The sequence below is a fragment of the Niallia sp. FSL R7-0271 genome (assembly GCF_038005785.1).
Taxonomy (GTDB): Bacteria; Bacillota; Bacilli; order Bacillales; family Cytobacillaceae; genus Niallia.
The window spans coordinates 55,498-68,772 of sequence record NZ_JBBOTZ010000002.1; the positions used below are offsets into that span (position 1 = coordinate 55,498).

General features: G+C 39.8%; 14 protein-coding genes. 2 read left to right on the forward strand and 12 right to left on the reverse strand.

Annotated features, from left to right (window positions below; translation table 11 throughout):
- Window positions 1-10: 10 nt before the first annotated feature.
- From larC to MKX82_RS20355, 11 genes are all read right to left on the reverse strand, one after another.
- Window positions 11-493 carry a nickel insertion protein gene (gene larC, locus MKX82_RS20305; RefSeq protein WP_411411387.1) on the reverse strand — a complete coding sequence of 161 codons (483 nt, stop codon included), beginning with the start codon at window positions 491-493 and terminating at the stop codon, window positions 11-13.
- Entirely contained in the window at window positions 490-1,395 is a 906-nt protein-coding gene (locus MKX82_RS20310; protein ID WP_341079705.1) for a LarC family nickel insertion protein, read from the reverse strand. The genes larC and MKX82_RS20310 overlap by 4 nt, the downstream gene beginning before the upstream one ends.
- Window positions 1,376-2,155 carry a nickel pincer cofactor biosynthesis protein LarB gene (larB, locus tag MKX82_RS20315; RefSeq protein ID WP_341079707.1) on the reverse strand — a complete coding sequence of 260 codons (780 nt, stop codon included), beginning with the start codon at window positions 2,153-2,155 and terminating at the stop codon, window positions 1,376-1,378. Before larB ends, MKX82_RS20310 begins: the two co-directional genes overlap by 20 nt.
- Before the next feature lie 73 nt (window positions 2,156-2,228).
- Window positions 2,229-3,056 (reverse strand): ATP-dependent sacrificial sulfur transferase LarE, encoded by an 828-nt coding sequence (gene larE, locus MKX82_RS20320; RefSeq protein WP_341079710.1) that lies wholly within the window; start codon window positions 3,054-3,056, stop codon window positions 2,229-2,231.
- A gap of 58 nt (window positions 3,057-3,114) precedes the next feature.
- On the reverse strand, window positions 3,115-3,885 hold the full coding sequence (locus MKX82_RS20325) for an SDR family oxidoreductase (RefSeq protein WP_341079712.1): 771 nt from the start codon (window positions 3,883-3,885) through the stop codon (window positions 3,115-3,117).
- Between the two features lie 19 nt (window positions 3,886-3,904).
- Window positions 3,905-5,173 (reverse strand): lactate racemase domain-containing protein, encoded by a 1,269-nt coding sequence (locus MKX82_RS20330; protein ID WP_341079713.1) that lies wholly within the window; start codon window positions 5,171-5,173, stop codon window positions 3,905-3,907.
- Window positions 5,174-5,424: 251 nt separating this feature from the next.
- Window positions 5,425-6,276, reverse strand: coding sequence for a sugar phosphate isomerase/epimerase family protein (locus tag MKX82_RS20335; RefSeq protein ID WP_341081561.1), 852 nt, complete (start codon window positions 6,274-6,276; stop codon window positions 5,425-5,427).
- A complete protein-coding gene (locus tag MKX82_RS20340) occupies window positions 6,276-7,286 on the reverse strand; it encodes a Gfo/Idh/MocA family protein (RefSeq protein ID WP_341079714.1) in 1,011 nt (336 codons plus the stop codon). Before MKX82_RS20340 ends, MKX82_RS20335 begins: the two co-directional genes overlap by 1 nt.
- Before the next feature lie 26 nt (window positions 7,287-7,312).
- Window positions 7,313-8,476, reverse strand: a complete 1,164-nt coding sequence (locus tag MKX82_RS20345) for a Gfo/Idh/MocA family protein (protein ID WP_341079715.1) — start codon at window positions 8,474-8,476, stop codon at window positions 7,313-7,315.
- Window positions 8,476-9,363 (reverse strand): sugar phosphate isomerase/epimerase family protein, encoded by an 888-nt coding sequence (locus MKX82_RS20350; protein ID WP_341079716.1) that lies wholly within the window; start codon window positions 9,361-9,363, stop codon window positions 8,476-8,478. Before MKX82_RS20350 ends, MKX82_RS20345 begins: the two co-directional genes overlap by 1 nt.
- Before the next feature lie 19 nt (window positions 9,364-9,382).
- Window positions 9,383-10,159 (reverse strand): helix-turn-helix transcriptional regulator, encoded by a 777-nt coding sequence (locus MKX82_RS20355; RefSeq protein WP_251646783.1) that lies wholly within the window; start codon window positions 10,157-10,159, stop codon window positions 9,383-9,385.
- Here MKX82_RS20355 and MKX82_RS20360 point away from each other — a divergent pair.
- Complete coding sequence (locus MKX82_RS20360) at window positions 10,042-10,479, forward strand: hypothetical protein (RefSeq protein ID WP_341081670.1); 438 nt, start codon at window positions 10,042-10,044, stop codon at window positions 10,477-10,479. The genes MKX82_RS20355 and MKX82_RS20360 overlap by 118 nt on opposite strands.
- Here MKX82_RS20360 and uxaC read toward each other — a convergent pair.
- Window positions 10,430-11,833, reverse strand: a complete 1,404-nt coding sequence (gene uxaC / locus MKX82_RS20365; RefSeq protein ID WP_341079717.1) for a glucuronate isomerase — start codon at window positions 11,831-11,833, stop codon at window positions 10,430-10,432. The genes MKX82_RS20360 and uxaC overlap by 50 nt on opposite strands.
- 229 nt (window positions 11,834-12,062) lie before the next feature.
- Here uxaC and MKX82_RS20370 point away from each other — a divergent pair, with 229 nt between their 5' ends.
- Window positions 12,063-13,232, forward strand: coding sequence for an ROK family transcriptional regulator (locus tag MKX82_RS20370; protein WP_233314838.1), 1,170 nt, complete (start codon window positions 12,063-12,065; stop codon window positions 13,230-13,232).
- Window positions 13,233-13,275 lie beyond the last annotated feature (43 nt).

Sequence of the window (13,275 nt, forward strand, 5' to 3'; positions counted from 1 at the left end):
GCTCCCCCCTTTATTCCCTGACTTCCCCATTTCGCCACACTTGTTCATATACTCTTTTCAGTGGAACTTGATGGTGCACTGCTATTTTTTTACATTCTTCATACTCTGGCGCCCGCTGCACAATCTGTCCTTGCAAGATGCCCTCTTTTACTTTTACTGTCCCCCACTCTGTCTCGACATATCTAAATCTTCTTTCAAGCCGATGGACAGTAACTGGATAATAACGTACACCGAGTGTGGTAGTTTCTATAAAAAGAACCTTTTCTATTTCTGCTAGTTTTTCCTGTGAACACAACAATTGCAGCAGTATTCCCGGTCTATTTTTCTTCATGTAAATAGGAGTATAAAAAACATCGTTGGCTCCAGCATCGAACAATAAATCCATTACATAACCGAGCACTTCCCCAGAAATATCATCTAAGTTCACTTCCACTTTAATCATATTTCTATCGATATGCTCCTCATTAGAAGGATGAACTAGATTATCCATCATTGCTCCCCAATAATTACACGCAGAACATTTGGATGTTCAGCAAAATTTTTTGTGCCAGTACCATAACCGATTGATTGCACCATTATAGATGGAAATGCACAAAATTCGTCTGCCAATGCGGCAGCAATAGCGGCACCTGTCGGAGTAGTCAGCTCGCCCCGAATTTTAGTATGTTCAATTGGAATTTCTTTCAGAATTTCCAGGGTTGCAGGAGCAGGTACAGGATATATCCCGTGATCAATCTTAATTCTGCCAGTGCCAACAGGGAGAGCGGAAGCCTTAATGACAGAAACCTCCAGATGATGGATTAAGATAGCAGTCCCAACAATATCAATAATGGAATCTACTGCACCAACCTCATGAAAATGCACTTGTTCTAAGGGCATACCATGTATATGTCCTTCAGCTCGGCCAATTTTCTCAAATATTTTCAATGCTGTATTTTTAATATCATCAGAAAAGTCAGCGCTCTGTATAAGCTCCACAATGTCCTTATAAGAGCGGTGTTGATGACTATGATTATGATTATGATGATGTGAATGCTCATGGCTATGATCATCGTCGTGGCTGTGTGAATGCTCATGGTTATGATCATCGTCGTGGCTGTGTGAATGCTCATGGTTATGATCATCGTCGTGGCTGTGTGTGTGTTTATGGCTATGGTCCCCACTGTCGCCAGCAATACTATGTTCTGTTAAATTATCCACCAAAATTACGTCGAATTTCGTGCTGCTGATTCCATTTTTGACAACCTTCTTCCATACAAGCTTGTATTCATCTTCCATCTTAAGTTTTGACAGTTCTTGAACTAAGAATTCTGGGTCAGCTCCCGCATCGATTAATGCGCCAATTACCATATCACCGCTTATTCCAGAAAAACAATCAAAGTAGAGCGTTTTCATTTTTTCTTACTCCTTTCTGTGCGAGTTGATTGATTAGGACAGCGTTATAGCCGCCGCCAAAGCCATTATCTATATTTACAACACTTATTCCTGATGCACAGGAATTCAACATTGTTAATAATGCGGATAAACCGTTGAAATTGGCACCGTAGCCTACGCTTGTCGGCACAGCGATTACCGGGTGTGACACAAGACCGCCAACAACACTTGGCAGTGCTCCTTCCATTCCAGCTATAACTACAGAAACAGTTGCATTCTGGATTTCCTCCAGATGATTGAACAGGCGATGTATTCCTGCAACTCCTACATCATAAATGCGACGCACCTCACTTCCGAGCACTTCTGCTGTGACTGCCGCTTCTTCTGCCACTTTTAAATCCGATGTGCCCGCACAAATGACTGCAATATAGCCATTATCGGTAGCTTTAGCTTCCCTCTCTATCGGATCTTTCCAATAGAGAACACGAGCTGTTTTATTGTAGATAAACTCTGGATATACGCTTTGAATCGTTTCTGCTTTTTCTTTAGAAACTCTCGTCACTAGAACCTGATTGTTCCGCTTTTTTAAGGATTGGATGATGGAAATAATATGCTTTGCTTCCTTCCCTTCCCCGTAGACGATTTCTGCGAAGCCTTGACGTTTTTTGCGGTGATGGTCTACTTTCGCAAATCCTAAGTTCTCAAATGTTGCTAACTTCTTTTTAGCTTCATTTATGCTTAACATACCACTTTGAACTTGAGACAAAATTTCCTCCAGCATGTTGGTCCCCCTCAGAGATGGTTTTTCGATTTAAATTAGAGATGCATACCTTACACATATTGTGCTATCTTTTCTAAATAGAAAAGTTTGAGTTATCCTTTACTGCTAGTGCCTTGTTCATGCTGCCACTCTGGTAGCCTATTAAATCTAAAGTGATATATTTGTAGCCGAATTCCTGCAATGCACTCACGATAAACTTGTTTTTTTCCAGTACGTTCCTCATATCATCTGGCTCTACCTCAATTCTGGCGATATCCTGATGGGTGCGGACTCGCACTTGACGGATTTGAAGTGTTTTTAGAAATGCTTCTGCTTTTTCTACCTTTGTAAGATTTTCCTTTGTGATCCTATCGCCATAGGCAATTCTTGAGGAAAGACATGCAAAGGATGGTTTATTCCAAGTCGGCAGTCCTTGCTCATACGAAAGCTCGCGGATTTCCGCTTTAAACAAATTTGCTTCTTGAAGCGGTCCCCGAATCCCTTTTTCTTTTGCTGCCTTCATGCCTGGTCTAAATTCATTCCTATCATCAGCGATGACCCCATAGATGACATTGTTAAATCCTGCCTCTTCCATAACTGGAATAAGATGATCAAACAAACTGCTTTTACAAAAATAACATCTGTTTTTTGTATTTTCCGAGTAACCGGGAATTGCTAATTCAGAGGTTTCTATAATGATATGTTTAACACCAATATGTACCGCAAGTGACTTCGCCTCTTCCAACTCGCTTGTCGGGTATGTTTCGGAGTCTGCGGTTACTGCAAGAACATTTTCTGTTCCTAGAGCATCTACCGCTGCTTTTAATAGAAAGGTACTGTCCACACCTCCTGAAAATGCAACAACAACCGTTTTCATTTCCTGAAGTATAGACATTAGAAGTTCATATTTTTTTGCAGGCATGTCTTTAGCACCCTTCCTAATCTAGATTTTTTTACAAAAGCATTGATACTCTCTTTCATTAGATTGTCATACTTCCAAATCCGCCATCTACCCTAATCAAAGCGCCTGTCACAAAACTGGACGCTTTATCAGAGGCAAGCCAAACCGCTGTACCTTGAAGCTCTTCTGCTTCCCCGAATCGTTTCATCGGCGTATGCTTCATTATGTCTTCTATCCTTTCTTGATCAAGAATCTTTTTGTTTTGCTCTGCCGGGAAAAAACCTGGAATAATAGCATTGACACGAATTTCATACGGAGCAAATTCACGAGCTAAAAATTGGGTGACACTATTGAGCCCTGCCTTTGAAACCGAGTATGTGAATACTCTTGAGAGGGGTGTTGTGGAAGAAACAGAAGAGATATTGATAATGCTGCCCTTTTTGCCATGTTTTATCATATTCTCAGCAAAAATCTGACAAGTTAACACAATCCCTTTTAGGTTAACATCCATGATTCGATCCCATTCATCCATGTCAATCTCAAAAAAAGGTGTTGCACTATTAGTGCCAGGTGCATTAAGAAGAATATCCCAACAGCCAGCCCATTGTTCTATTTCGTCTGCTGCTTTTAAGAGTGAGTCCTTTGTTAAAACATCTGCAAAAAATGCTTTTGCCTCGCCGCCGTTTTGGATTATTTCGTGGACTATTTCTTCTGCTTTAGCTAAATTGCGGCCAACAATCGCTACCCTTGCACCATGCTCAGCCAATCCCTTTGCCATCGAGGATCCTAACACACCGTTTCCTCCTACTGCAACCGCCACTTTACCGCTTAAATCAAATAGTGTTGACATCAATTTCTCTCCTCACCGTCTAAAATAAATTGCCTTGCTCATTAAAAGGAACTTCATAAAGGCCAGTAATTTGCTCCATATTAGGATGATTGTTCACATATTCAAGTAAGCTTTCAGATACTTCAATCTCACTTAATACTAAGGTGTTTTTAATGCGAACAAGTTTAACATCGTGAAAGTTTAAGATATTGCATGTTTTCACTGCTGCTTGAAGAGCCATTTTATCGTTTGGCAATGTTGTGGCAATTTTTGTTGGTGCTACAACAGTGGAGGTCAGGCCATTAGCATACGTCCCTTCTCTGTCCATCTTGTTGAGCAAACGTTGTGTGGTGAAATCTGCCGTTCCAACACCATTCGCGTTTCCTTCTGATTGTGGAGTGACATCTAGCACAACCATCTTGTTTACATCTGGGCCGCCTGATGCATATGGCGTAGGATAGCGGCCAGTAATATTGGGATCCATTCCGTCACCGCTAATATTCTTGCCGATTTCATCAATCACAAGGACATCAAGCTGGTCAAAAAAAAGTTTAGGCAATAATGACTTTGCTTTTATCTGCAAGGCAGGCTCCGTTTCAATCACTTCTTCTGGTGTCAGCACTTCCACCGTGGCTATTTTATCGAATGCATTTTCCACTGTCGCTACACCGAACAGAAAGGGGGTTTTCTTCATAATGACCTTTGCCATGGCAGGAACGTTTTCTGCCATATATTTAAATCCCATTTGATGACAGGCCTCAGCACCTTTTTGTTTGCCCAGACCAATGCTTATCATCTTCATAATGCCGCTCTCAACAGGTCCACGAAAGGCTGTGTGTGGCTTGATGCGGTTAATCACCACGATGCCGTCTGCTTGCAAGGCATATTTATCTACATATACTGGTAAACCATTTGCTAATTTGCCGACCTGCTCTACTTCCATGGAGGAACGAATCTCTGCTCCTACTGATTCTTTCGAAATACCAAGATGCTCGAGAACGGCTCTCTGGCCCTCTGCCGTTGCTCCACCATGGCTGCCCATGCTTGGGACTATAAAAGGTTTTGCACCTAAACCTTTGAGAAATTTCACTGTTACAGCAGTAAGCTCGGTGATTCGATCTAGCCCCCTGCTTCCGACAGCAACGGCTATTTCCATGCCTGGTTTAATATTTTTTACTATTTGCTCACTTTGTAACTTCTTCATTAAGACGGAACCGAGATCATCTATTTTACTATCATCAAATGAAACCTTCACTTTTGCCATTTTGGGGACTGGTATGTCTTTTAATAATTCTTCAAGAATACCCATCTACATCACTCCTTAGCCCACTGCGTTGTAAACCCTTCCATTTCTCCTTAAAAATATATTAATTTTAGAATCTATTGGTACGTAAATATTAATTTGTTTAGCAAACTAATTAATTAAATGTATATTATCATTATCGGAAATTTGCGTCAATCATTTATTAGATGCTAAATCCGATGTCTAACTAAAACCAAGAAGAAAGAAGTCCAAGATTTAGGACCTCTAACTATTAATTAAGCATGAGGTTCCGATTATCAGAACAAATCTGCATACCCTAATTGTCTTAAATAGTCTCCTGACTCTTTAAGGCAATCAAATGGATCTCTGCCATATGTGTCGTCTTGTTCAATCAGAAAATATTGAACGCCCGCTTTTTTTCCAATCTCCATAATCGCTTTAATGTCCAGATTGCCTGTGCCAAGCTCAGCAAATTCAATATTACCTGTAAATTTGCTCATGAAATCGGACATATCCCTTAAATCTCCTAAATCAATTGGTCCGATGCGATAATCCTTTAAATGAATGAGTGAGACACGCCCGGCAAAACGATTGATGACATCTATCGGGTTTGCTCCTCCTCTTTGGGCCCAGTGAACATCGAGTTCAAAGCCGAGATTGGACGTTTGCTCTCTCATAATATCCAGCAGGCACTTCCCGTCATATTTCTCAAACTCAATATGATGGTTATGGTAATACAGCTCTATTCCATGCTGTTTGAGCCGTTCGGCCATCTTTTCAGCTTCGGTAATATACTCCATCGCCTTGATTTTATCTCCCATTAAATTAACAGGCATCATACCAATTCTAATAAAATTACAATCTAATGTTATACAATCACTGACAATCTTATCAAAATCTGCTGTTAAAGATTCACCTTGGCTCCCTGGCATTGAATCAAGGGGGGCGCTGATCGCTGCGACTTTGATATTAAAGTCTAAGCTTGCTCTTCTCAATTCAGACACATTTTCCTCTGTCATTTGAACTTGTGTGACTTCTACATAGCGGTAGCCCAGCTCATGAATTTTTTTCATTGTTTCATAGACGCCCAATTCGTCTATTTTATTTTTTAAATTGAACATTTGAACACCTATTTTTCCGCTTTTCATCAATTTAGCTCCTCCATTCTGACACGTCTTTTTTCTTCTGATGATTGCCTGATTGCATCAATCATTTTCATGGACATAAAGGCGTCCTTCACATGGGTATACTTGTCGCTGTCTGATGCAATACATTGATAGAACCGATTAATCAGCTTAGCGTGGCTCGCTCCATAATAGAACTTCGTCCCAGTAAGTCTGTCATCTGTTGCTAATTCTATCTTTTTATTCTCTTCATCAGCTCTTGTTAAAATACTGTCCTTTATCGTAAATTTTTCTTCCTTAAATGTGACTTGCAGCTCTACACTGGAGTTTCGTTCATTTGAAATCGTCGCAAAGAACAACCCTGTGGCACCGTTGGCAAATTGAATATGAGCACTTGCTGTATCCTCCACCTCTATTTCATAATCAAGTAATTGACCGATTGATCCTCTGATTGAATCTATGTCTCCCCCGAGGAGCTGCATTAAATCTAAAGTATGAATCGATTGGTTAATCATCACGCCACCGCCGGCATACTTCATCTTGCCTCGCCACGGTTTTACGTCATAATAAGCCTTTGGCCTATTCCATGTAACCAGCCCCTTTATTCCCAGAACTGGACCATAATGGCCGCTTTCAACCATTTCATTCAGCACTTCAACTGTTTTATTGTACCGATTCTGTAAGCACACACAGATTTTCACATGCTTATGTTTTTTTTCTAGTTCCACTAAGGAATAACCCTCTTTATGAGTCAATGCGATAGGCTTTTCGAGAAAGACATTAACGCCCGCTTCCACACAAGCTACTGTTGCAGGATAGTGAAGATAGTGCGGCAAGCAAATATGTACACAGTCCAGCACTTCCTCTGCCAGCATTGCTTCATAATCTTCGTAAAAATTCACATGAGGCACTATTGCTTTACACTTCGGGTCTACATCACATACTGCCGTTAATTCCACATATGGGTTTGCCTGTATGGCGGCAAGATGAATTTTTGAGATATCACCAAGTCCAATTACCGCTGCTTTCAGCATTCCAATCTCCCCTCCTGCAACCCATGTCAGCTTTTAATTGGGTTTAGTTTTTCCGCTTCTATCTTTTTGTTTAACTCAGCTAGATATACCTCTTCATCAATTGGCAGCTCTACTTCTTTGTCTAACCAGCTCGACAGATGAATGGCATTTGCCAGTGCAACCCCATTTATTCCATCAGAGCCAGGGGCAAGGAGCGGCGTGCCGTCTATAATATTAGCTGCAAAGTTTTCCAAAACAGCGATATGCTGCTCTCCCCAAACACTCTCGAATTCTAGCACCTCTTCTGAATAGAGCTCTTGTGTATTGCCGCCCATAAATATTTTTGTCACCTCATGCATGCTCATAGTAGCACTCATTTCTGACTCTGGTTTAACAAGGCGTTTAATCGTTATTTTCTGACTTTCATCAACAACGATTTTCCCCTTGTCTCCCAATATTTCAAAACGGTCCGTCCCTATTACATCATGTGTACAAGTAATGAACACACCTGTCGCACCATTTCCGTAATCAAGCAATGCAGTTACTTCATCTTCCACAGCAATATTGCGCTGAAATCCATATTTCACATTAGAATAAACTTTCTTTGGCATCCCGCAAATCCATTGCAGCAAATCAATTTGATGGGGCGCCTGATTGACAAGGACACCGCCGCCTTCACCATTCCAAGTGGCTCTCCATGCTCCTTGGTCATAATATCCTTGCGGCCTCCACCATGTTGTTATCATCCAGTTTGTGCGGCGGATGTTGCCAATTTCTCCTGTATCTATTAAACTCTTTAAAGTTTGGTAAAGTGGATTTGTCCGTTGATTAAACATAATCCCAAAGGTTAATTCCGGTTTTGTTGCTGCAAAATCATTCATTTCTTTGACTTGTTTTGTATAAACACCTGCTGGTTTTTCAACAAGTGCATGAATATCTCTTTTTAATGCTTCAATCGCCATTTCAGGATGAAGATAATGAGGAACGCATGTGACGATTGCGTCTATCTCACTTCCTTTAAGCATGTCAATATAGTTATCATAAAAAGGAATACCAGGAAACTTCTCAGCTGCTGCTGTCTTTTTTGCTGGATCAATATCACAAATCGCCCCTAGCACCATATTTGCGACTCGCCCCTCTGCCAAAAAGTCAGCATATGCTCCTCCTTGAGCTCCTAACCCAATAACACCTAATCTCACTTTGCTGCCCATTATACTTCCTCCTTACTTGTAATTTGGTTAAGAATGTCTAGCAATGACTCATATTGCAGCTTGTAGGCACTCGCTCCTGTAAGTGCTTCATTGTTTTCGATAAAGTGAAGCGATTCTTCCAGCTCCAAGTCCTTTAGCGAATCAAATAACACAAGATGCGGTTCCAGTGTCAAAAATCCCTGATAGCCTTCGTCCATTGCCAGTTCCAATATTTCTGGAATTCTGCCTTGCCCAGTACCGCATACTACATTCTGTCCAGTTTCTGATACTGCATCTTTTATATGAATATAGACGATGTCATCCTTCAAAAGGTCATAGCATTTTTTTGGTTCCTCACCACACTGTACAAAATTAGCAAAATCAAAAATTGCTTTAAAAGAAGCTGAGCCTACTTCATGCAAAATCTCTTTACAGCGCCGGCCAATATCCCCATAAATATCCTTCTCATTTTCATGGAGCAAAATAATATCATATGATTTAGCAATTGCAGCAAATTCCTTTAATTTACTAATAACATTCTCTCGATATTTGTCTGCTTCTTCCCCTTTCGGAATATAGAAGCTGAAAATTCGGATATACTTACAATCAAGCAAGCTGCAAATCTTGCATATTGTGTGGAGCATTTGCTTTTGCTCTTCAAAGCCGCTGTCGTCATCAATTAGGATCTTGCCTATTGGAGATCCTATAGACGAAACACCGATTTCTGCTTTTTGCAAACGGGGTAAAACATCATCCCTTATTTCGTCTACCGAAAAATCACCAATATTTCTTCCGTCAATTCCACGCAAGGATATATAATGCATGCCAAGCTTTTTAACTACCTCAAGCTGTGTATTAAAGTCAGCTGAAATCTCATCTGAAAACCCTGAAATCAATAGGTTATTCATCTTTATAAAGCCTCCTTAACTATTTTTGGCCAGTCTTTAGTGCTCGATAATTTCTTGCCGTGTTTCCTACCTTTTCTTTGAAGTACCTGCTAAAATGAGAAATACTTTCAAAGCCTGATTTCTGCGCAATTTGAGATAATGGAAGATGTGGCTCCACTTCTAATAAATATTTGGCATGATTAAGACGACAGCCCATTAAGTACTCCATCACCGTAAACCCCGTAATTTCCTTGAAGACATGAGATGTATAATATTTGCTTAAATTTCGTTCTTTAGCTAATCTGTCTAAACTGACTTTTTCCGTAAAATGCTCATCAATCCACGATGCTATCATCTCGGCATGAATTTCCTTTTCTGGTCTTTTTGCCGGAAACATCTGTAAATCTTTTTTGCTCATTTTGTAAATCTCTACAAGCAGCTGTACAAGTTCTAATTTCACTTCTGCCTCTAATATGTCTGGTTGATTATTTTCCTGTTTATGATGGATTGCAAATAGGCTACTGATTTGACTCATTTTCTCTTCCACCAGCTTTGCTGACTTATCATAGCCTGTTCGAAGGAGGCAGTTGTTTAGTTTTCGAAAGGGGTCCAGCAAAGCTTCCATTCCAAGCACATGCAAAATTTCCTGTAAATAAGCTGGTGAAAAATGAATGACACTTCTAATATAGGGGGTTTCTAATGATGGATTCGGTTTATGCAATGTTAATCCGTCCATCAATAAAATATCTCCCGGCTGCAGTTCATAAATCCGGTTATTTATTAGATATTTGCAGTCTCCCGAGTGAAAAAAATATATCTCGTATTCGTGATGTGAATGAAACTCAAAGCCTGCCGTCTCCATTCCTCGCATCCTGTAATAGGCCATTATCCATTGCTCCAGCTAAAACCACCCCATTTGGTAAGCGTTATCATTTTTTTATTAAAGTAAGAACCTGTTTCTATTGTATTGCTTTCTGGAACATAATACATTCTCTAAAAATGCTGAAATCTGCTGTTTTTTTTACTGAAATTGCTTTTTTAAAAGCAGCTTCAGTAAAATTTCTAGAAACACCCTGCATGCTAACAATTACCTTACTAAAAAGTATCGCTCTGCGTTTTGAAATCCAATGTTTCTAATTGTTTCCTCAAGCAGGTCCATATCGTACGGTACCAAACCGGATTCTGCCCAATTACCGAAAAGATTACATACAATCCTGCGAAAATAATCGTGGCGGGCATATGAGAGAAAACTCCGTGAGTCTGTCAGCATTCCAATAAAATGGCTCAACATCCCTACATTCGCAAGATCCTTCATTTGCCTTTCCATACCATCGATATGATCATTGAACCACCAGCCTGAACCAAATTGAATTTTTCCAGACACACCCTTTTCTGAATAATTTCCAACCATGCCGGCAAGTACGGGATTGTCTTTTGGATTAAGATTGTATAAAACGGTTCTCGGCAAAGCACCCTCCTGGTCAAGGGCATCAAGAAATGCAGCCAGCGCTTGCGCATGATTAGCTTCTCCGACTGAATCAAAACCAGTATCTGGTCCAATAAGCTTCTTCATTTTTGTGTTATTGTTGCGCATCGCCCCTATATGTAATTGCATGACCCATTGTTTTTCCGCATACATTTTCCCTAGCTCTTTTAACAAAAAGGAACGATAGCATCCTGTTTCCTCTTCTGTCAGCTCGATACCTTTCATACCTTTTTGAAAGATGCTGTCAATGTCTTCCTTTTTCGCATCTATATATTCCATCTTAGGGATATCATGATCAGATGCACAGCAGCGATTTTGATGAAAAAAATCAACTCTCTCTTTCAATGCAGCTAATAAGCCGTCTAAATTATCAATCTGAATTCCAGAAGCGTCTGCTAATTTTCTTAACCATTCACTAAATGCTGGTCTTTCTATAAATAGTGCCCCATCAGGCCGGAAAGTAGGAGCAATGATCGTTTTAAATGTCTCATCATTATTCAATAATTGATGGTATGTTAACGGGGAAATGGGGTCATCTGTTGTTCCGATAAATGTAACATTTGATCTTTTTATCAATGCTCTTGCAGTGAATTGCGATGTCTTAAGCAATTGGCTGCACTGTTCATATATCTCAGAGGCTGTTTGTGGACTAAGCAGTTGATCAATACCAAAATACATTTTTAGTTCCATATGTGTCCAGTGATATAAAGGATTGCCAATCAGGTATGGCACTGTTTCAGCCCAAGCCTTAAACTTCTCCCAATCACTGGCATCTCCAGTAATAAAATGTTCATCCACACCATGAATACGCATGACTCTCCATTTATAATGGTCTCCACTAAGCCATAGCTCTGTCAGATTCTCGTATGTTTTATCTTCCCAAACCTCTTGCGGATTTAAATGGCAATGAAAATCAAAAATTGGTAAACTGGTAGCCGCATTTTCATATAACTGTTTTGCCGTATTCGTATCTAATAAGAAATCATTATCTAGAAATTTCTTCATATGCTCCCCTCTCCCATTCATATGTTTTCTCAAGTTATTGTAAGCATTTACATTTTATTATTTATTAATTTGTTCACTAAACAAATTAATTCCACACATAATGTAACATGTTTAAATTTGTTCGTCAATGCAGATTACAGATTTAACAGAGGTTTTGTTAAATGTTGCTGGTATAATAAGGGTAGTCTAATATTAAATATATCAATATATAAAACCAATGGAGGATCACATGATTACTGGTGATGCAGCATACATAAAAAGAATTAATCGCTCCTCAATTATAAGAAATATTATTAAAGAAGGTATGATCTCACGAGCAGATTTGTCTAAGGTTACAGATTTAACGAGAGCGACCATTTCTGTTCAAGTGGCTGATCTTTTAGAGGAAGGTTTAATTGTCGAGACACAGCTTGAGCATAATTCAGTTGGCCGAAAACCAATTATGCTTTCCTTAAATGGAAGTGCAGGTTTTGCTCTTGGTATTGATTTGGATAGCGGCAAAATCTCCTTCATTCTTTCAGACCTTCTCGGCCAGCCAGTTTCCACTAAATCTGTTGAATTGAAAACCAATGATTACGCTAAGATTTTACATATCCTCATAGAGGAGATAAAGAATTTCCAAGAAAATACGCCTGTAAGCGAATATGGAATTGTCGGTATTGTGATTGCTATTCACGGATTAGTATCAAAGGATGAAATTATACATTTCGTCCCTCGGCTTAACTGGAGCAACATCCATCTGAAAGAAGATTTAAAAAAGGAAATAGACATTCCTTTATATATAGAGAACAATGCTAATCTCTGTTCTTTTGCAGAAAGGGTCTATCAGCACCATGAAACTGACTATTTATTGTGTACAACTCTATACTCTGGTATTGGCATCGGTATGATGATGAATGATGAGTTTTTCCGTGGGTATGATGGCTTCGCTGGGGAAGCCGGCCATATGATTATCGTTCCTGGCGGAAAGCCCTGTAATTGTGGAAACAAGGGCTGCTGGGAGAAGTATGCTTCTGAAGCAAGTATATTTGAACAGCTTTCTTCAGCCAGAAATCTGGAGGATTTAACGTATGACCAAATCCAAGCTTGGATTGAAAGCGGCGACCAAGAGGTAATTGACTTAATGGAACAGCTTCTTTACTACCTTTCCATCGGTCTGAATAATTTAATTAACATGTACAATCCTGATACACTTGTGCTGGAAAGTGAATTGCTGCATATCTATCCTGATTCGCTCGAAAAAATTAAAGCGAATCTGACCTCTTCCACCAGCCATTATCAAGGGCTGTTAATCTCCCCATTAGGAAAAGGTGCTGTAGTTTTAGGTGCGTGTGCATTAGCAATTAAAAACTTTCTCGATGTGCCAATGCTCAATTTTTCTCTTGAAAGCAATGCTTAAGACTAAACGAAGCCTCACCTAAGTTGGGGCTTCGTTTGCTTTT